Below are 20,318 nucleotides of genomic sequence, written 5' to 3' on the forward strand. Positions count from 1 at the left end.
AGCAGTCGATCAGAATTTATCCAACGTCCGCGGACTCCGCTCACGCTCCACTTCCTTGGGCTTGTAGGCGCAGTACCCTGGCCGCGGCCCAATCCGCGGATGGTTGCGGCAGGTGTCCGGGCGCTTCTCATAAATGGTGCACAGCCGGCTCTTGCGGTCCAGATAAAGGCAATCGTTGTTGCTCATGCGCTGGAGCGTGAAGATTTCCGACTTTTGGTTATAGCGCTCGACGATCCCTTCCTTTTGCAGGCGCTTGGCGATGTTTTTTGGCGGGTCGCCCAGTTCGAACTCATCGACGATGCCGATCCGGATCAGGTCCTTGATCTTGGCCTCCACCGGCAGCGTGCAGCAGCTCGATACGCAGGAACCGCACATCGGGGCGGAGTACTTGGCCCAGGTATCGAGTCGGTCGATCTCCGCGGCGGCGATCAGGTTGGGCTTCATCATCAAGGTTTACCGGCATGCATCAGGGCGCGCGATCATACCGGGACTGGTGAAATTTTGAACGACCATCTGCCGGTTTTTTTTCATCTGCGCTAAAACCCTCAAGGACCGGCACGCCCCCTGCATTCATTTGCCCATCCGGCAATTCTCTGGCGACGATTCTCCGACACTCGGGGAAATCCACCGAACCAAGAGCCTGTACCGTCTGTCAGACCGACTAGGCTCAGACAATTCCATGCTCGTTCGAGGTCTCATCAATGACTCAAGAACCACTTGTTCGCGAAGCCGAAGTCGCTGCATTTCGCGACGCCGTGTTGACCAAACTCACTTATGCCGTCGGCAAGGACCCGGATCATGCGTTTGATCACGATTGGTTCGAAGCCATTGCCCTTGCTGCCCGCGACCACATGGTCGAACACTGGATGGACCATACGCGGCAGATCTACCGCAAGGGCCAGAAGCGTGTCTATTACCTCTCCCTGGAGTTCCTTATTGGCCGCTTGCTCTATGACAGCCTGAGCAACCTTGGCCTGCTGGACACTGCCCGTGAAGCCTTGACCGAGCTGGGCGTGGACCTGGAACGGATCCGTCTGCTCGAACCCGACGCGGCGCTGGGTAACGGCGGCCTCGGCCGGTTGGCGGCGTGTTTCATGGAAAGCATGTCCACCCTGGGTATCGCCGGCCATGGCTATGGCATTCGTTATGAGCACGGCCTGTTTCGCCAAGCCATCGTCGACGGTTGGCAGCAGGAACAGACCGAGCACTGGCTGGATTTCGGCAACCCGTGGGAGTTCGAACGGCCGGAAGTGGTTTACCCGATCGGCTTTGGCGGCAGCGTCGAAACCGTGACCGATGACGCCGGCAATACTCGGCAAGTCTGGACGCCGGGTGAAACCGTGCGGGCCATTGCTTATGACACCCCGGTGGTGGGTTGGCGCGGTGCCAGCGTCAACACCCTGCGCTTGTGGCGTGCCCGAGCAGTGGAAGACCTGCATCTGGAACGCTTCAATGCCGGCGATCACCTGGGCGCGGTAGCGGAAGTGGCCCGGGCTGAAAGTATTTCCCGCGTGCTTTACCCCGCCGACAGCACCGAAGCCGGCCAGGAACTGCGCCTGCGCCAAGAATATTTCTTCGTTGCCGCCTCGTTGCAGGATTTGCTGCGCCGCCATCGCAACATGCACACCTCAGTGCTGACCCTGGGCGACCACGCGGCGATCCAGCTCAACGACACTCACCCGTCGATCGCCGTCGCGGAGCTGATGCGTCAATTGGTGGACGTCTACGACGTGGCCTGGGATGCGGCCTGGCAGGTGACCCAGGACACGCTGTCCTACACCAACCACACGCTGCTGCCCGAAGCCCTGGAAACCTGGCCGGTCGGGCTGATGGAGCGCATGTTGCCCCGGCACATGCAGATCATTTACCTGATCAACGCCCAGCACATCGATTCGCTGCGGGCCAAGGGCGTGCATGATTTCGACGTGCTGCGCTCGGTTTCGCTGATCGAAGAAGACAATGGTCGTCGGGTGCGCATGGGCAACCTGGCATTCCTCGGCTCCCACAGCGTCAACGGCGTATCCGCGCTGCACACGCAACTGATGCGCAGCACGGTCTTCTCCGAGATGCACAAGCTTTATCCGGATCGGATCAACAACAAGACCAACGGCATCACCTTCCGCCGCTGGTTGTTCCAGGCCAACTCGGAACTGACCTCGATGATGGTCGACGCACTTGGCCCAAGCGTGCTCGACAACCCCGAGGAACGCCTGATCGAACTGGAGCCGTTCGCGGATAAGCAGGCGTTTCGCAAACAATTCGCCGAGCAGCGCCTGCACAGCAAGAAGGCCCTCGCGTACCTGATCCACGAACGGCTGGGCATCGCAGTGAACCCGGCGGCGATGTTTGACGTGCAGGTCAAACGGATCCACGAATACAAGCGTCAGTTGCTTAACCTGATGCACACCGTGGCGCTGTACCAGGCGATTCGCGCCGAGCCGGAAGTGGATTGGGTGCCGCGGGTGAAGATCTTCGCCGGCAAGGCCGCCGCCAGTTACCACCAGGCGAAGCTGATCATCAAGCTGACCAACGACATCGCCCGGGTGGTGAACAACGACCCGACCGTGCGCGGCTTGCTCAAAGTGGTATTCCTGCCCAACTACAACGTCAGCCTGGCCGAAAGCATCATCCCGGCGGCGGACCTGTCGGAGCAGATTTCCACGGCCGGTTTCGAAGCGTCGGGCACCAGCAACATGAAATTCGGCCTCAATGGCGCGCTGACCATCGGCACCATGGACGGCGCCAACGTGGAGATGCATGAGCGCGTGGGCGGTGAACACATGTTCATCTTTGGCCTGACCGCTGAGCAGGTGGAAGCCCGCAAGCAAAACGGCGAATTCAGCGCCGCGCCAGACATTGCCGCGTCCCACCGGCTCAACGATGTATTGCAGGCGATTCGCGGTGGGGTGTTCTCGCCGGATGATCCCATGCGCTACGCCGGGCTGGTGGACTCGTTGGTGGACTATGACCGCTTCCTGGTCTGCGCCGATTTCGACGCCTACTGGCATGCCCAGCTCAAGGTCGAAGAGCGCTGGCATGACTCCAAGGAGTGGTGGCGTTCGGCGGTGCTCAACACCGCACGCATGGGCTGGTTCTCCTCGGACCGGACCATTCGTGAGTACGCCACCGACATCTGGAAAGCCCTGGAGTAGCATTTGCTGTAAGAAATGTGAGCGAAGCCCAACGGTGATTGGGCTTCGTCGATATACTAAGCGCCAGTTTCGCCGGGTTGTGTGGCCGGACTCAGTAATTGGCAGCGCCAACATTCCAATGTGGGAGCGAGCTTGCTCGCGATAGCGGTGTATCAGTCAACCTTAAGGTGTCTGTCATGCCGCTATCGCGAGCAAGCTCGCTCCCACAGGGTTTGGGGGGGCACTAGACTGATCCAGGCATCGCATCACCCCGGTTACGCCCGCAACGGGCCGCTTAGGGATATCGACCATGCAATGGATCTTGACGCTGTTGGGCCTGGCACTTGGCTGGGTGGTGGATGAGTCGTTCGCCGATGCGCTGATAGGTGCGTTGGTGGGGCTGGGCATCGCCCAGGCGTTTGGCCTGAGTCGCCTCGGCGCCCAGGCCGCCAAGCAACAGATCCTATTGCAAGAAACTCAGCAGGACTTGATCACGCTGCAAGCGCGTCTGTCTGTGCTTGAGCGAAGCGATGCTCCTGCCCCGAGTGACCCGGTGCCGGCGCCGGAAATCGTCGCGGCCCAGGCACCGAAGCCCGAGGTTCGAACCGAGCCAGAGCTGGTCTGGGAGCTGCCGTCAGACCTTGAACCGATTTCTGCGATGGCCACGCAAGCCAGCCAACCGTTGCCCGATGACGTGTGGCGTTCTGCTCCAATCGCCCCCAGGACGACCGCCCGCAAACCGGCTCCGTCGGAACCGGTTGTTGCTGAACCCGTTGCTCCCCGTGGCCCGAATCTGTTTGACCGAGCCTTGCTGGGCGCGCGCAACTGGCTGTTTGGCGGCAACACCGTGCTGCGGGTCGGCGTGGTCTTGTTGTTCCTCGGCCTGGCATTCCTGCTGCGCTATGCCACTGAAGGCATGGTGGTGCCGATCGAATTGCGTTACGCCGGCGTCGCGGCCAGTGCGTTGGGCCTGCTGGGCCTGGGTTGGTGGCTGCGTCAGCGCAACAGCAACTATGCGCTGATGCTGCAGGGCACCGGGATCGCGGTGCTGTACCTGACAGTGTTCGCTGCGATGCGCCTGCATCCGTTGCTCGATTCGAAAGCCGCCCTGGGCTTGCTGGTGGCCGTCACGGTGTTCTCGGCGATCCTGGCGGTGACCCAAAATGCCATGGGGCTGGCCGCGGCCGCTGCGCTGGGCGGGTTTGCCGCGCCGATCCTGACCTCTACCGGCAGCGGCAACCACGTTGCCCTGTTCAGTTATTTCATCCTGCTCAATGCCGGCATCCTCGCGATTGCCTGGTTCAAGGTCTGGCGGCTGCTCAATCTGATCGGCTTTGTCGGCACCTTCGGTATCGGTTTCGCCTGGGGCCTGCGCTCCTATGCGCCGGAACTGCTGTGGAGCACCGAGCCGTTCCTGATCCTCTTCTTCCTCATCTACCTGGCGATTGGCTTGCTGTTCACTCGCCGCAAACTGTTGGAAATGAACGACGCCCCCGAAGATGACAGCCGGGATGCCCTGCTGCGCTGGTCGGCGCGCAAGGGCGATTACGTCGACGGCACGATGCTGTTCGCCCCGCCGCTGGTCGGCTTCGGTTTGCAGTTCGCGCTGGTGCAGCATCTGGAGTTCGCCGCGGCGTTCAGCGCCCTGGCCCTGGGCATGATCTACATGGGCCTGGCCCGCCTGCTGATGGGTGGACGCGCCTTGCTGTTGGCCGAGACCTGCCTGGCCCTGGGGGTGATTTTTTCCAGCCTGGCGATTCCCTTGGGGCTCGATGCCCGTTGGACAGCAGCGGCCTGGGCCGTGGAGGGCGCGGGGATCTTCTGGCTGGGCCTGCGTCAGCAACGACCTTTCGCGCGAGCCTTTGCCCTGCTGCTGCAATTGGGTTCGGCGCTGGCCTTCCTCAGCGAGTTGCGATCTGGCGAAAGCAGCCTGCTCGATGGCTCACCGCTGGGGGCATTGATGCTCGGCGGCGCGTTGCTGTTCACTTTCTACCAACTGCGCAAGGCAGTGCCTGAGCACACCGCGGTTTGGGAGCGCCAAGGCCTGCCAGTGCTGGCTGTGCTGGGGCTGAGTTTCCTCTACCTGCTGGCGCCGCTGTTTTTATTCACCCACGGCACCGCCATTGCCTGGGCCCTGGCCGGATTGGCGACGCTGTTTGTTGGCCTGCGCCTGCAATCGCGCAGCTTCCTGTTCACCGCGTTCGCGGTGCAACTGCTCGGCGGCGCACTGTTCCTGTTGCGCTTGCAAGGTGCCGAAGGAGATTCGGCGGCGGTATTCAGTGCCGGTTGGAGCGGTCTGCTCAGCGCCTCGCTGATCGGCCTGGCGTTGATTGGCGGTATGTTGCTGGCGGCGCGTGACGACATGGTGCGCAACGATGTTCGATTGCTGCGCGGGTTGTCGGTGGTGTTGCTGGCGGGACTGGTGCTGATCAACCTTGCCGTGCTGTTCGTCCTGCCTTGGCAAACCGCGAGCGGTGTGTGGGCGGCCAGCGGTCTGTTGATCATCTGGCTTAGCCTGTACCTGAAGCAGCGCGTGAGCTTTGTATTTGGCCTGCTGTTGCAACTGCTCGGCGGCGCGTCGTTCCTGATGGCGGGGCCAGCGCTGCTGGGGCCGCTCAATGCCGAGGACCTGCGGCCCCTGGCCCACAGCGGGTTCTGGACGCCGCTGGTGCTGGGTCTGGCGGCGTTGGTCGGCGCATGGCGATTGCAGCGCGGTCATTCGGCGACGGTATTCGAAGCCTTGAGCTTGCGGCGTCTGTCCGAGCTGCTGTTGATCTGGGGAGCTGCTTGGTGGGCGCTGGCGTGGGTCAGCGAAGTGCTGCGCTTTGCCCCGGCGAACCTGCAGGGCGGCTTGCTACTGCTGGTCGCGGCGATCAGCGTGGCGCTGTGGACCGTCCTGTCGCTGCGTTTGAAATGGCCGGCGCTCGGACTGCTGTGCACCCTGCTGATACCAGCGGCGGGCTGTGTGCTCGTCGCAGCCTGGGACAGCCGCTACCACCCGGCGGCGGACTTCGGCTGGCTGGCCTGGCTCGCGGTGTTCGGCGTGCATTTCCTTTCCCTGAAACGTCTGGCGTCGACGTTGCCGGCCCGGGCACGCAGCACTGCCCATGTGCTCGGTTGCTGGCTGCTGATCGGCGTGCTGGCGCTGGAGCTGCGTTATGGCCTGCTGCTGTTGTCCGAGCAGTACAACGCCTGGCGCTGGTTGGGTTGGGCGATCCTGCCGAGCGTGTACCTGGTGCTGATGGCCGCGCCACGTGCCTGGCCGTGGCCGGTATCGGCCCAACCGCGTGAATATCGTGTCTATGCGGCGGCGCCCCTGGCGCTGTTGATGCTCGGTTGGTTCTGGCTGGCCAACACTTTCAGCGACGGCACTGCCGAACCGTTGCCCTATGTGCCCCTGCTTAACCCGCTGGAGCTGGGCCTGCTGTTCGCCCTGTTCGGTGTCTACGTCTGGGCCCGCAGTGCGGTGGCGCAACTGGCTATTCGCTGGGCCCATGCCGAGCAGGTCGCCCAGTTGATCGCCGGTGTGTCTCTGTTTGCGTTCTTCACCGCCCTGGTGATGCGCAGTGCCCATCATTGGATGGGGGTTGCGTTCGAGCTTGATGCGTTGCTTGAATCCATGTTCGTGCAGGCCGGGCTGTCCATCGTCTGGACCCTGATTGCCCTGGGCTTGATGATCGGCGGGCATCTGCGGCACCGGCGTGAAGTGTGGCTGATCGGCGCGGCGTTGATTGCCGTGGTCGTGGCCAAGCTGTTCTTTGTTGAGTTGAGTAACCGTGGCGGTCTGGCGCGGATCGTGTCGTTTATCGGCGTGGGTGTATTGCTGCTGGTGGTGGGCTACTTCGCGCCACTGCCGCCAAAACGTGCGGAACCGGCCTCCGAGGCCGAGCCGCCGATGCCTGTCAGTGAGGGAGTGTCATCTTGAGTCGCAAGTTGAGTCGAATCGGGCTGGGTGTGGTCGGGTTATGGGTGGCCTTGTCGGCCACGGCCCAGGAGCAACCGGCGGACTTCATCCATCAGGTGCCATTGTCCTTGAGCGGCGAGGGGCCGTGGTATCGCCTCCCGTTGCCACTGGACGTTCAACTGCAAGCGCGGCAGACCGACCTCAGCGATCTGCGGGTCTTCAACGCGGCCGGGCAGCCTCAGGCCTACGCGTTGGTGCGTGAGTCGGCACAGAACCGGGAAAACCGCATCCTCACCGACGTGAAGTGGTTCCCGTTGTACAACGCCGCCGACGACAGCGAGCGCGCGCCTAGCGTACGTGTGCAGTCGAACGCCAATGGCACGCTGGTAGAAGTCCAGCCATCGAGTCGGCTCGAAGCGGGGGAGGAGGAGCTGCGCGGTTGGTTGCTGGATGCCAGCGCGATCAAGGCGCCGTTGCAGCAGTTGATCCTCGATTGGACCAGTGAGCGCGACGGCTTCCAACGGTTCACCATCGAAGCCAGTGACGACCTGCAGCACTGGCAATCATGGGGTGAAGGCCAGGTGGCGCGCTTGACCTTTGCCGATGAGCGGGTCGAGCAGCATGAGGTGAACCTGCCGGGACAACCGGCGCGTTATCTACGGTTGCTGTGGGATTCGCCGTCCTCGGCGCCGGTGCTGACCTCGGCCCAACTGCAAAGCGCCAGCCGTGAAAGCCTGCCGTTGCCGCTGGTCTGGTCGCAACCGTTGGCCGGTAGCTCCACGAAGGCCGGTGAATACACCTGGCAGTTGCCCATGGGGCTGAACATCGAGCAGGTGCAGATCGAGCTGAGCCAGGCCAACAGCCTGGCGCCGGTGACCCTGGCCGGGCGCCGTGAAAGCAGCCATCCATGGCAGTCGATGGGCAGTGGTTTACTGTATCGCCTGACCCAAAACGGCCAGGATGTGCTGCAAGACCAGTTGCAACTGTCCGGCCAAACCGTGCAGCAATTGAAACTGACGGTGGACGAGCGGGGCGGCGGCCTGGGCGCTGAAGCCCCGGCCCTGCGCTTTGCAGTGCGTCCGACCCAGGTGGTGTTCCTGGCGCGCGGCGAAGGGCCCTATAGCCTGGCGTTGGGCAGCGCGACGGTGAAAGCCGCCAGCTTGCCCTTGACCACGCTGGTGCCCGACTACAAACCGTCGCGCCTGGCGACGCTGGGCACGGCGACAGTCAGCGGCACGGCCACTTCGACACCGGCTGCCGCCGCCGCAACCACGCCGGTCACGGTGGATACCAACTGGAAGAAAATCGGCTTGTGGGCGGTGTTGCTGCTCAGCGTGCTGTTCCTTGCAGCGATGGCGTTCAGCTTGCTGCGCAAGCCGCCGGTCAAGAGTTGAGGTGACTTCATCGCGAGCAAGCTCGCTCCCACAATAGGCCGTGTTCGTCGAAACAACGCGGTCAACTGTGGGAGCGAGCCTGCTCGCGATTCGGTCTGCCAGCGAGCCAAAATCCACAAGCGACCACCACCCCGTGAACTCAATCCTCCATTCCCCGTCTCATAGGAGGAATTAAGTCCCGACTCGCGCTAAACTGCGCTGGTTTTTCCGCCCCTTATCCTTCGGAGCCGTCCATGTCCCGCGTTACCTTGAGTCGCTATTTGATTGAGCAGACCCGTAGCAACAACACCCCTGCCGATCTGCGCTTTTTGATCGAAGTGGTGGCGCGTGCATGCAAGGAGATCAGCCACGCCGTGTCCAAAGGCGCCCTGGGTGGTGTCCTGGGCAGCATGGGTACTGAGAACGTGCAGGGCGAAGTGCAGAAGAAGCTCGACGTGATTTCCAACGAAATCCTGCTCGAAGCCAACGAATGGGGCGGTCACCTGGCCGGCATGGCGTCCGAGGAAATGGACAATGCCTACCAGATTCCGGGTAAATACCCCAAGGGTGCCTACCTGCTGGTATTCGACCCACTGGACGGTTCGTCGAACATCGATATCAACGCGCCGGTCGGTACCATCTTCTCGGTACTGCGTTGCCCGAACGAATACCTGAGCCAGAACGAAGCCTTGAATGAAAAGGCCTTCCTGCAGCCAGGCACCGAGCAGGTCGCCGCCGGTTATGCCATCTACGGTCCTCAGACCATGCTGGTGCTGACCCTGGGCGACGGCGTCAAAGGCTTCACCCTGGATCGTGAGATGGGCAGCTTCGTCCTGACCCACGAAGACATCACCATTCCTGAAACCACCCAGGAATTCGCCATCAACATGTCCAACCAGCGTCACTGGGAAGCCCCGGTTCAACGCTACGTCAACGAATTGCTGGCTGGCGAAGAAGGCCCGCTGAAAAAGAACTACAACATGCGCTGGGTCGCCGCGATGGTGGCCGACGTGCACCGTATCCTGACCCGTGGCGGTCTGTTCATGTACCCGCGCGACAGCCGCGAACCGTCCAAGCCGGGCAAGCTGCGCCTGATGTACGAAGCCAACCCGATGTCGTTCCTGGTTGAGCAGGCCGGCGGCGCTTCCACCGACGGTCACCAACGCATCCTCGACATCCAGCCTGAAGGCCTGCACCAGCGTGTGGCGGTATTCCTCGGTTCCAAGGAAGAAGTCGCCCGCGCCACGGCCTACCACAAGGAATAACACATGGCCGAGCCCTGGCAGCCGTTGCTCGATTGGTGGTTTGGTTCAGCCGGCACGCCGGACGAAATAGCCGCTGAGAAGGGCAAGCTGTGGTTCGGCAAACGCCATGATCGCCAGGCGTATGAGCGCTTTGGCGATCAGGTCGAGCGGGCCCTGGCCGGCGGATTGACCGACTGGGCGCAACGCCCGGAAGGTTGGCTGGCCCTGGTGCTGCTGCTCGATCAACTCCCGCGGATGATCTTTCGCGACACACCGAAAGCCTTTTCCGGTGACCTGCGCGTCCAAGCGCTGGTGGCCCAAGGCATGGCTGCGGGTTTCGACCGGCAACTCAAACCCATCCAGCGCGTCTTCATCTACCTGGTACTCGAGCACTGCGAAAACCTGGCGGTGCAGAACGAGGCCGTGTCGCGGTTCATCGACCTGGTCCGGGAGCAACCGGAGGCGGAGCGGGCGGTGTTTGAAGACAACTTGGATTATGCCGAGCGGCACCAGAAGATCATTTCGCGGTTTGGACGGTTTCCCCATCGCAATGCGGTGTTGGGGCGCGAGTCTACGGCTGAGGAAATGGAGTTTTTGAACAGGCCAGGGTCGCGATTTTGATGCGCTCTATTGCTCGCTTCGAAGCAAGCGTTTCATTAGCAGCGCGGGCAAGCTCTTGCGGCTGTCGACGATGATGTGGATGTAGACCGTCTGGCCTCGCACTTCATAAATGATCCTATTCATTGCTGAAAGGATCTGTCGATATTGACCGAGATTAAGCCTTTCGATTTCTTCCGGGATTGATCCTGCATAAGGCAGTGTTGCCAGATGACGGATCGCTGCTTTCAGACTGGCATAGGTGTTTTGCCATGTTTGAGAAGAAAACCGCTCGATCAAATAAACGCGGAGCTCTTTAAGATCTGTTTCAGCCGGTTGAAGGATGACAACCTTTAAGCTCATTGAACGTCAGCCCTGTCCAGCTCAGTGAAGACATCCTCAATATCCCGAAAATTACCTTCTTCAATTTCCCGGTTGCCCATGGCCAACAGCTTCAACAGCGCCATGGTGTCTTCTTGCTCTTCGAAGCTTTTCACATCCATGACTACGAGCTTGGCTTCACCGTTTTGGGTGATGATCAAAGGCTCCCTACTTTCTGTGATGGTCTTTACGATTTCAGCGGTGTGGCTTTTCAAATAGCTGATGGGTTTGATTTGGGATGACAGCTTCATGACGTAAGCCCCGACAGATTGACTGGACTGAGTTTAGTCTTAATTCGGTCTTGCGTCAGGTGGTGCCGACCAAAAGTATTTTTGCTCAGGCTGACTGGCCCCATCGCGAGCTTGCTCGCGATGGGGCCAGTCCAGGCACTAGATCCGAAAGCTACCCACCAACTGCTTCAACCGCGCCGCTTGCTGCTCCAAGTCGGCACAGGCGCGCAAGGTGGCTTGCAGGTTTTCCACGCCTTCCTGGTTCAGCGTGTTGATTTCGGTGATGTCGACGTTGATCGACTCCACCACGGCGGTTTGTTCTTCGGTGGCGGTGGCCACGGATTGGTTCATGCCATCGATTTCACCGATGCGCTGGGTCACGCTGCCCAGACGTTCGCCGGCCTGGTTGGCGATGCCGACGCTGCTTTCGCTCTGGCGCTGGCTGTCGGTCATGGTCAGCACCGCTTCCCGTGCGCCGACTTGCAGCTCTTCGATCATCTTCTGCACTTGCTGCGCCGAATCCTGGGTGCGGTGGGCCAGGTTGCGCACTTCATCGGCCACCACCGCGAAGCCGCGCCCGGCCTCACCGGCCCGGGCGGCTTCGATGGCGGCGTTCAGGGCGAGCAGGTTGGTCTGCTGGGAAATACTGGTGATCACCTCGAGAATCTGGCCGATGTTCACCGTATTGCTGTTGAGGACTTCGATGTTGCCGCACGAGTCGCTGATCTTGGCCGACAGCTGCTGCATGGCTGCGATGGTTTTATCCACCACGTGCTGACCGTCTTCGGCCAGGCTGCGGGCATCGCTGGAATGCTGCGAGGCGAGGGCGGCGTTCTGGGCGATTTCCTGGGCGGCGGCGCCGAGTTGATTGATGGCCGCGGCGACGCTGCTGGTGCGCGAAGCCTGCTGGTCGGAATTGAACATCGACGAGTTGGAGGCGCTGACCACGCGTAGGGCGACTTCGTTGACCTGGCCGGTGGCCGAGGCCACTTCGCGGATCGACGTATGGATGCGCTCGACAAAACGGTTGAAGGAGGTGCCCAGTGCGCCAAACTCATCGTGGCCGTGGATGACCAGGCGTCGGGTCAGGTCACCTTCGCCTTCGGCGATGTCATGCATGGCGCGGCCCATGGTCAGCAGCGGTTGCATCAGCACGCGGATCAACATGCCCAGCAGGGCGATGATGAATACCACGGCAATGGCCATGGCGATCAGTGCCGAGGTACGGAACTCGCTGAGCATCGCCAGGGCGGTGTCTTTGTCGAGCACCAGCGCGACATACCAGTTGGCTCCCGGCACGCCATTGACCTGCGTGAAGGAGATGAATTGGACCTTGCCGTCGAGCTCAACTTCTTTCATGCCCGGGCTGATTTGCAGCGCGCCGTCGGGGTAGGCCTCGGACAATGTCTTGAGCACGCGCTTGCTGTCTGGGTGGATCAGGATCTTGCCGTCGGCGCTGACGATGAACGCGTGGCCGTGACCGCCGAAGTTCAGCGAGTTGATGATGGCGCTGACGCTTGACAGGTCGATGTCCGCACCGGCCACGCCGATCATCTGACCCTGGTGCTGGACCGGCGTGGCGACGGTAATCACCAGCTTGCCCGACGAAGCGGCGATGTAGGGTTCGGTGACGATGGCTTGTTGTGCACTGTTGGCGGCCTTGTACCAGCCGCGGGCGCGCGGATCGTAATCGGCGGCGCGATTACCGGCCGGTACCGAGAACATCACACCGTCAGTGCCGCCGAAGTAGCTGAGTTGGAAGTTGCCGGTGTACGCCGGCAGGCCCACCGCGCGTTTGAGGCTGTCGGCACTGCTGCCGTCTACGGCGATCTGCTGGGCCAGCGATTGCAACAGTTGGGTGCGGCCTTCGATCCACGTCTGAATGTTGCGGCTGGTCAGGCTGCCGAGCTCTTGCATGGAAATTTCGGTACTGGTGTGCAGGCTCTGGCGCTGACGATAGTCGTTGAACAGGATGAAACAGGCGAATGCAACGGCTACCACGAGCGCTGCAGCCAACAGGATTTTGTGGCTGAATTTCATGTTTCTGGTCATTTAGAACGCTACCGCAGAGAAGCTGGTCAGGAAGGGGTGTCAATTTGCCATAACGCAGTCGTCTGCGCTGTTTCTTTTTATCGGCGCTCAAGGCCGCCTCATCAGCCGTCAGCGGTTCAATTCCGATGAAATGCACGACCGTGTCACAAACTGAATGTTTCACCGGTGAAACACCTGTCCGAGGCCCAACAAATACTAGGGGTGTCGGGGAACCAGATAGGGCTTTTCTCTTCTAAGGTTCTGGTTGGCACCCTGCCACCCCCTTCCGTTCCAGGAGTTACACCATGTCGCTGCGATCTATCGCCTTGTTGTTTGTGTGCGTCGTGTTGACTGCATGCAGCAAGGTCAACCAGGAAAACTATTCGAAGCTGTCGGCCGGTATGCCCAAGGCTGAAGTCGAAACGTTACTGGGGAAACCGACCGATTGTTCGGGCGCGCTCGGCATGTCCAGTTGCACCTGGGGCGACCAGAAAAGCTTTATCAGCGTGCAGTACGCCGGTGACAAAGTGTTGATGTTTTCCGGCCAAGGCCTGAAGTAAACCGGGGATAGTCGCCTGTGTGGTCAGTTCGTCCGCTCCAATGCGGATGCCAGAACCGACCACGCAGGCCACTCAGTGCCCGCGGGAGAAAAATAATGATGCGGTTATTGTTAGTGCTTTTAGCTGGCCTGTTTTTGGCTGGCTGTGCCACTTCTGGCGAAGACCCGTTGGCACCCAAGACTGTCAATAGTGTCAACCTCAAGCGTTACCAAGGGACCTGGTACGAGTTGGCCCGTCTGCCGATGTATTTCCAGCGCAACTGTGCGCAATCCGAAGCTCACTACACCCTCAAGCCTGACGGCAATGTGGGCGTGCTCAATCGCTGCCTGACGTCTGACTGGCAGTGGGAAGAAGCCAAGGGCACTGCTACACCGCAAGTGCCGGGCAAGACCGATAAGCTCTGGGTCGAGTTCGACAACTGGTTTTCGCGGATCGTGCCGGGCGTGGCGAAAGGACAGTACTGGGTGCTGTACGTCAGCGACGACTACAAGACCGCCATCGTCGGTGACCCGAGCCGCCGTTATATGTGGCTGCTGTCCCGTACGCCGACCGTCAACAGCGTTGTGCGCGAAGAACTGCTGAGCAAGGCGCGTCAGCAGGGCTATGACACGACACGGCTGATCTGGCGCGCGTCGGATCGGCAGATGGCCAAGACTTCGGATTAACTGCCTCCGAATAGCCAATGTGGGAGCGAGCTTGCTCGCGATAGCGGACTTTCAGTCAACCTATATGTTGAAGGTAAAGGCCCCATCGCGAGCAAGCTCGCTCCCACATTTTTTATCCGTGTCAGCCCAGGAGTTCGCGCAATACCCGGGTAAACGCCCGGGCGCTTTGCTCTTCCATGGCATGACGCCCGTCCCGCACAACCCATTGGCCGCCGACCATCACGTCGCGTACCTGACGATCCCCGCCGGCAAACAACCAGCGATTCAGAATCCCGTCGCCCTGGGCCGTGGCTAGGTACGGATCTTTGCCATCGAGCACCAGCCAGTCGGCGCGCTTGCCGATTTCGAGGGCGCCGACCGGTTGCCCCAGGGCCTGGGCACCACCCTCCAGCGCCGCATCAAACAAGGTGCGACCGACCATCGGCTGATCTGTCCGGTACAACCGATTGCGCCGTTGATCCCGCAAGCGTTGGCCATATTCCAGCCAGCGCAATTCCTCCACCACGCTCAGCGATACGTGGCTGTCGGAACCAATGCCCAGGCGTCCACCCTGAACGAGGAAGTCCACGGCCGGGAAAATACCGTCGCCCAGATTGGCTTCGGTGGTCAGGCACAGACCGGCAATCGCCCGGCTGTTGGCCATGAGGCTGACTTCGTGAGCATCGGCGTGGGTGGCGTGGACCAGGCACCAACGCTGATCCACCTCGGCATTTTCGTACAGCCATTGCAGTGGACGGGCGCCGCTCCAGCTCAGGCAGTCGTCGACTTCCTTTTGCTGTTCGGCGATATGGATGTGCACCGGGCAATGACGGTCGCTCGCGGCCAGCACCTCTTGGATCTGCCCAGGCGTCACGGCACGTAAAGAGTGAAAGCACAAACCCAACGCCTGAACCGGTTGTCCGGCCAGGATCGGCTGCAAGCGTGATTGAAGCTTCAAGTAGTTTTCGGTGCTGTTGATGAAGCGCCGCTGTCCGTCATTGGGTGCCTGGCCGCCAAAACCGGAATGGCTGTAGAGCACCGGCAGCAGCGTCAGGCCGATGCCGGCGGCGCTGGCGGCGTGACTGATGCGCAGGGCCAGCTCCGCCGGATCGGCGTAAGGCGCGCCGTCGGTGTCGTGATGCACATAGTGGAACTCGGCGACCGAGGTGTAACCGGCCTTGAGCATCTCGATGTACAGCTGTCGGGCGATGATGCCGAGTTGATCGGGGCTGATTTTTCCGACGAGACGGTACATCAAGTCGCGCCATGTCCAGAAACTGTCGTTGGGATTACCCGCCACTTCCGCCAGTCCGGCCATGGCGCGCTGGAAGGCGTGGGAGTGCAGGTTCGGCATGCCCGGCAGCAGCGGACCGCCCAGCCGTTCGGCACCGTCTGCGTGAGAATCGGCCTGGACATGAGTCAGGACGCCCTTGGCGTCGACTTCAAGACGTACATCATTGGCCCATCCACTAGGCAGCAGTGCGCGTTCGGCAAAGAAGGCGGACATGGTTCAACCTCATCGTGTGTAATTTGTATATACATATACAGACGTTTGCCTGGCCGGTAAACTCCGGCAAGCTAGCACCTTCATTTGCAGAACAAGGAACCGCCGTGCCGACTCCGCCTGCCAAACCGCCGCTGGCCGCTAACATGGGTGACAGTCCGGCGCCCTTGTACGCCCGCGTCAAACAGATGATTACCCAGCAGATCGACAGTGGGAACTGGCCGCCGCATTACCGCGTGCCGTCGGAAAGCGAACTGGTCAGCCAGCTGGGTTTCAGCCGCATGACCATCAACCGCGCCCTGCGGGAAATGACCGCCGATGGTCTGTTGGTGCGCATGCAGGGTGTTGGCACATTCGTGGCCGAGCCCAAGAGTCAGTCGGCGTTGTTCGAAGTGCATAACATCGCCGACGAAATTGCCTCCCGTGGTCATCGCCACACTTGCCAGGTCATCACCCTGGAAGAAGAGGCAGCCGGTTCCGAGCGCGCCCTGGCCCTGGACATGCGTGAAGGGCAGAAGGTGTTCCACTCCTTGATCGTGCATTTTGAAAACGACATTCCCGTGCAGATCGAGGACCGTTTCGTCAACGCACTGGTGGCGCCGGACTACCTCAAGCAAAACTTCACTTTGCAAACGCCTTACGCCTATCTGAACCAGGTCGCACCGCTGACCGAAGGCGAGCATGTGGTCGAAGCGATTCTCGCCGAGTCGAGCGAATGCAAACTGCTGCAGATCGAACGGGGCGAGCCGTGCCTGCTGATCCGCCGCCGGACCTGGTCCGGGCGCCAGCCGGTGACCGCAGCACGGCTGATTCACCCGGGTTCCCGCCATCGTCTGGAAGGTCGTTTTCATAAATGAGTGAGTTGAAGGTTTTACGCGCTGCGGATTACCCCTGCATGCCGTGGAAAAACGGCGGTGGCAGCACCGAAGAAATCACCCGCGATGCCGGCACCGGCCTGGAAGGTTTCGGCTGGCGCTTGTCGATTGCCGATATCGCTGAGTCGGGTGGTTTTTCCACGTTCGCCGGTTACGAACGGGTCATCAGCGTCTTGCAAGGTGACGGCATGAGCCTGAGCGTCGATGGCCAGGTCACGCGAGCCCTGCATCCTCTGGACCCCTTTGCGTTCAGCGGCGAGAGCCATGTCTATTGCACGTTGCTGGGCGGACCGATTCGTGACTTCAACCTGATCTATGCGCCGCAACGTTACCGCGCACGGTTGCAATGGATGGGGGGCCAGCAGCGGTTTTTCAGCGAGGCGGGAACGGTGCTGGTGTTCAGCGCAGCCCCGGGGTTGGCGATCAAGATCGGTGAGTCCACCGTTGACCTGGGCCTCTACGACTGCTTGCAACTGAGCGGTAACACCGAGCTGCTGGACCTCTCCACCCACGGCCAATGCTGCGTGATTGAGCTGACTGCCCATTGATTTCCGGCTAACACACTTTTGTGGCGAGGGAGCTTGCTCCCGCTCGGGTGCGCAGCGCCCGTCGCTTCTTGGGGGCCGCTTCGCGGCCCAGCGGGAGCAAGCTCCCTCGCCACAAAAAACCTCGCCTCGCTGTTCCCTCTTCGCGCACCAACTTGTTACCAAACGCCCCAGCGTGGCGCAGAACCACGCTTTCGTGACCCGCCTGTCTCCTTCATAAATCCCTACTTCAGAAATTTCATCTGGCTCTTAAACCGCTCAAGCGCGGGCCTTTCAGCCAATCCTTAAATCATTCTGGAACCTGTCCTGAACAAGTTGGCCGCTTGATTGCATATGCTTGTACATACAAGTAAAGACGTATGCGTATGAGTCACCGATCTTCTACGCAACGTTCGCTAAATCGCTGCCCACTGCCCGGGCTGGTCTGGATTGATCGCTGAGGAGTTTTTGCTGTGACCGACGCTACCCGCAAACCCGAAAAATACCGTGATGTTGTCATTCGCGCGCCCCGCGGTAACACGCTGACCGCCAAGAGTTGGCTGACTGAAGCGCCGCTGCGCATGTTGATGAACAACCTCGATCCGGAAGTGGCCGAGAACCCCAAGGAGCTGGTGGTGTACGGTGGCATCGGCCGTGCGGCGCGTAACTGGGAGTGCTACGACAAGATCGTCGAAAGCCTCACCAACCTGAATGACGACGAGACCCTGCTGGTGCAATCCGGCAAGCCAGTCGGCGTGTTCAAGACCCACTCCAACGCTCCGCGCGTGCTGATCGCCAACTCCAACCTGGTGCCCCACTGGGCCACCTGGGAACACTTCAACGAACTGGATGCCAAGGGCCTGGCCATGTACGGCCAGATGACCGCCGGCAGCTGGATCTACATCGGCAGCCAGGGCATCGTCCAAGGCACCTATGAAACCTTCGTCGAAGCCGGCCGCCAGCACTACGACAACAATCTCAAGGGCCGCTGGGTCCTGACCGCCGGCCTCGGCGGCATGGGTGGCGCCCAGCCGCTGGCTGCGACCCTGGCCGGTGCCTGCTCGCTGAACATCGAGTGCCAACAGGTGAGCATCGATTTCCGTCTCAAGACCCGCTACGTCGACGAGCAGGCCACTGACCTGGACGACGCCCTGGCCCGTATCGAGAAATACACCGCCGAAGGCAAGGCCATTTCCATAGCGCTGTGTGGCAACGCCGCCGAAATCCTCCCGGAAATGGTCCGTCGTGGCGTGCGCCCGGACATGGTCACCGACCAGACCAGCGCCCACGACCCGCTCAACGGTTACCTGCCGGCCGGCTGGACCTGGGACGAATACCGTGCCCGTGCCAAGTCCGAACCGGCTGCCGTGGTGAAGGCCGCCAAGCAATCGATGGCCGTCCACGTGAAAGCCATGCTGGCCTTCCAGACAATGGGCGTGCCGACCTTCGACTACGGTAACAACATCCGGCAGATGGCCCAAGAAGAGGGTGTCGAAAATGCCTTCGATTTTCCAGGGTTCGTACCGGCGTATATCCGTCCGCTGTTCTGCCGCGGCATCGGTCCGTTCCGCTGGGCCGCGCTGTCGGGTGACCCGCAGGACATCTACAAGACCGACGCCAAGGTCAAGGAACTGATCCCCGACGACGCCCACCTGCACAACTGGCTGGACATGGCCCGCGAGCGCATCAGCTTCCAGGGTCTGCCGGCGCGGATCTGCTGGGTCGGCCTGGGCCAGCGCGCCAAGCTCGGCCTGGCCTTCAACGAAATGGTGCGCAGCGGCGAATTGTCGGCGCCTATCGTGATCGGCCGCGACCACCTGGACTCCGGTTCCGTGGCCAGCCCCAACCGTGAAACCGAATCCATGCAGGACGGTTCCGATGCCGTCTCCGACTGGCCGCTGCTCAACGCCTTGCTCAACACCGCCAGTGGCGCGACCTGGGTTTCGCTGCACCACGGTGGCGGCGTCGGCATGGGCTTCTCCCAGCATTCGGGCATGGTGATTGTTTGCGACGGCACCGACGAGGCGGCCGAGCGGATCGCTCGCGTGCTGCATAACGATCCGGGCACTGGCGTGATGCGTCATGCCGATGCGGGTTACCAGATCGCAATTGATTGCGCGAAAGAGCAGGGGCTGAACCTACCGATGATTACCGGCGAGTAATACCGAGCGCTGTGGGGGCACGCTCGCTCCCGCAAAAAGAGCCGGGTTCAAGCAGGATGTGATTCGGGCTGGAGGCCCTCTTGACTGCCAATAAGCCAATTCAATGATTAGGAGCGTCACACCATGAAATCGAACAAGACCCTGCTGACCACGTTGTTTTCCATCGGCCTGCTGGCCAGCGCCGGCGCCACGCAAGCGGCGGGTTGGTGCGAGTCGGGCAAACCGGTGAAGTTCGCCGGCCTGAACTGGGAAAGCGGCATGCTGCTGACCGATGTCATGCAAGTGGTGCTGGAAAAAGGCTACGGCTGCAAGACCGACAGCCTGCCAGGCAACTCCATCACCATGGAGAACGCCCTGAGCAGCAACGACATCCAGGTGTTTGCCGAAGAGTGGGTCGGCCGCAGTGAAGTCTGGAACAAGGCCGAGAAGGCCGGCAAAGTGGTCGGCGTCGGCGCCCCGGTCGTGGGTGCCATCGAAGGCTGGTACGTGCCGCGCTACGTGATTGAAGGCGACGCCAAACGCAAGCTCGAAGCCAAGGCGCCGGGCCTGAAGAACATCGCCGACCTGGGCCAGTACGCCGCCGTGTTCAAGGATCAGGAAGAACCGTCCAAGGGCCGTTTCTACAACTGCCCGGCCGGCTGGACCTGCGAGCTGGACAACAGCGAAATGCTGAAAAGCTATGGCCTGGAAAAAACCTACACCAACTTCCGTCCAGGCACCGGCCCGGCACTGGATGCGGCGGTGCTGTCGAGCTACAAGCGTGGCGAGCCGATCCTGTTCTACTACTGGTCGCCTACGCCGCTGATGGGCCAAGTGGACCTGGTGAAACTGGAAGAAAAACCCGGCGTGGATAAAAGCGTGAGCATCAAGGTCGGCCTGTCCAAGACCTTCCACGACGAAGCCCCGGAACTGGTGGCAGTACTGGAAAAGGTCAACCTGCCCATCGATATCCTGAACCAGAACCTCGGGCGCATGGCCAAGGAGCGGATCGAGTCGCCGAAACTGGCGAAGATCTTCCTGAAGGAACATCCTGAAGTCTGGCACGCCTGGGTCAGTGAAGACGCAGCCAAGAAAATCGACGCGGCTCTGTAGGTCGAATCCCCCGGCCAACCCTAGGGCTGGCCGGGACGTTCACTGCATCCACCTGATCGAGAGTCT

At 61.1% G+C, this 20,318-nt stretch carries 16 protein-coding genes; 11 read left to right on the forward strand and 5 right to left on the reverse strand.

The genetic code is table 11. The features are described 5' to 3' along the window. Nucleotides 1-9: 9 nt before the first annotated feature. Complete coding sequence (locus tag QNH97_RS01480; RefSeq protein ID WP_283555276.1) at nt 10-447, reverse strand: YkgJ family cysteine cluster protein; 438 nt, start codon at nt 445-447, stop codon at nt 10-12. A gap of 254 nt (nt 448-701) precedes the next feature. Between QNH97_RS01480 and QNH97_RS01485 the strand changes: the two genes are divergently transcribed. From QNH97_RS01485 to QNH97_RS01505, 5 genes are all read left to right on the forward strand, one after another. After that, a complete protein-coding gene (locus QNH97_RS01485; RefSeq protein WP_283555277.1) occupies nt 702-3,152 on the forward strand; it encodes a glycogen/starch/alpha-glucan phosphorylase in 2,451 nt (816 codons plus the stop codon). A 289-nt stretch (nt 3,153-3,441) separates the two neighbouring features. Next, nucleotides 3,442-7,056, forward strand: coding sequence for a DUF2339 domain-containing protein (locus QNH97_RS01490; RefSeq protein WP_283555278.1), 3,615 nt, complete (start codon nt 3,442-3,444; stop codon nt 7,054-7,056). After that, nucleotides 7,053-8,429 (forward strand): DUF3999 domain-containing protein, encoded by a 1,377-nt coding sequence (locus QNH97_RS01495; protein ID WP_283555279.1) that lies wholly within the window; start codon nt 7,053-7,055, stop codon nt 8,427-8,429. The genes QNH97_RS01490 and QNH97_RS01495 overlap by 4 nt, the downstream gene beginning before the upstream one ends. A 233-nt stretch (nt 8,430-8,662) precedes the next feature. Next, on the forward strand, nt 8,663-9,673 hold the full coding sequence (locus QNH97_RS01500; protein ID WP_283555280.1) for a class 1 fructose-bisphosphatase: 1,011 nt from the start codon (nt 8,663-8,665) through the stop codon (nt 9,671-9,673). 3 nt (nt 9,674-9,676) lie between these two features. After that, on the forward strand, nt 9,677-10,273 hold the full coding sequence (locus QNH97_RS01505; RefSeq protein WP_283555281.1) for a DUF924 family protein: 597 nt from the start codon (nt 9,677-9,679) through the stop codon (nt 10,271-10,273). A gap of 6 nt (nt 10,274-10,279) precedes the next feature. Here the strand turns inward: QNH97_RS01505 and QNH97_RS01510 are convergent, their stop codons facing one another. From QNH97_RS01510 to QNH97_RS01520, 3 genes are all read right to left on the reverse strand, one after another. After that, nucleotides 10,280-10,612, reverse strand: a complete 333-nt coding sequence (locus tag QNH97_RS01510) for a type II toxin-antitoxin system RelE/ParE family toxin (RefSeq protein WP_283555282.1) — start codon at nt 10,610-10,612, stop codon at nt 10,280-10,282. Further along, nucleotides 10,609-10,881 carry a type II toxin-antitoxin system Phd/YefM family antitoxin gene (locus tag QNH97_RS01515; protein ID WP_283555283.1) on the reverse strand — a complete coding sequence of 91 codons (273 nt, stop codon included), beginning with the start codon at nt 10,879-10,881 and terminating at the stop codon, nt 10,609-10,611. The genes QNH97_RS01510 and QNH97_RS01515 overlap by 4 nt, the downstream gene beginning before the upstream one ends. Nucleotides 10,882-11,019: 138 nt before the next feature. Next, nucleotides 11,020-12,912 carry a methyl-accepting chemotaxis protein gene (locus tag QNH97_RS01520; RefSeq protein WP_283555284.1) on the reverse strand — a complete coding sequence of 631 codons (1,893 nt, stop codon included), beginning with the start codon at nt 12,910-12,912 and terminating at the stop codon, nt 11,020-11,022. Between the two features lie 284 nt (nt 12,913-13,196). On the opposite strand from QNH97_RS01520, the gene QNH97_RS01525 reads away from it, so the two are divergent. Then, the gene (locus QNH97_RS01525) at nt 13,197-13,451 is read left to right on the forward strand and encodes a hypothetical protein (RefSeq protein ID WP_092328762.1); all 255 of its coding nucleotides are present in this window, start codon (nt 13,197-13,199) and stop codon (nt 13,449-13,451) included. Between the two features lie 95 nt (nt 13,452-13,546). Beyond that, nucleotides 13,547-14,116: a lipocalin family protein gene (locus tag QNH97_RS01530; protein WP_283555285.1), complete on the forward strand. Its 570-nt coding sequence runs from the start codon at nt 13,547-13,549 to the stop codon at nt 14,114-14,116. A gap of 121 nt (nt 14,117-14,237) precedes the next feature. Here QNH97_RS01530 and QNH97_RS01535 read toward each other — a convergent pair whose 3' ends face one another. Continuing rightward, nucleotides 14,238-15,602 carry a formimidoylglutamate deiminase gene (locus tag QNH97_RS01535; protein ID WP_283555286.1) on the reverse strand — a complete coding sequence of 455 codons (1,365 nt, stop codon included), beginning with the start codon at nt 15,600-15,602 and terminating at the stop codon, nt 14,238-14,240. 143 nt (nt 15,603-15,745) lie between these two features. Here QNH97_RS01535 and hutC point away from each other — a divergent pair, with 143 nt between their 5' ends. The 4 genes from hutC to QNH97_RS01555 all read left to right on the forward strand — a co-directional run bounded on the left by hutC (nt 15,746) and on the right by QNH97_RS01555 (nt 20,252). Beyond that, the gene (gene hutC, locus QNH97_RS01540) at nt 15,746-16,456 is read left to right on the forward strand and encodes a histidine utilization transcriptional repressor HutC (protein ID WP_283557584.1); all 711 of its coding nucleotides are present in this window, start codon (nt 15,746-15,748) and stop codon (nt 16,454-16,456) included. Continuing rightward, the gene (locus QNH97_RS01545) at nt 16,453-17,022 is read left to right on the forward strand and encodes a HutD/Ves family protein (protein ID WP_283555287.1); all 570 of its coding nucleotides are present in this window, start codon (nt 16,453-16,455) and stop codon (nt 17,020-17,022) included. Before hutC ends, QNH97_RS01545 begins: the two co-directional genes overlap by 4 nt. 449 nt (nt 17,023-17,471) lie before the next feature. Continuing rightward, nucleotides 17,472-19,160, forward strand: a complete 1,689-nt coding sequence (gene hutU, locus QNH97_RS01550; RefSeq protein ID WP_283555288.1) for a urocanate hydratase — start codon at nt 17,472-17,474, stop codon at nt 19,158-19,160. 123 nt (nt 19,161-19,283) lie between these two features. Further along, nucleotides 19,284-20,252, forward strand: a complete 969-nt coding sequence (locus QNH97_RS01555; protein ID WP_283555289.1) for an ABC transporter substrate-binding protein — start codon at nt 19,284-19,286, stop codon at nt 20,250-20,252. Nucleotides 20,253-20,318: the final 66 nt, after the last annotated feature.

Source organism: Pseudomonas sp. G2-4 (genome assembly GCF_030064125.1).
Lineage (GTDB): Bacteria > Pseudomonadota > Gammaproteobacteria > Pseudomonadales > Pseudomonadaceae > Aquipseudomonas.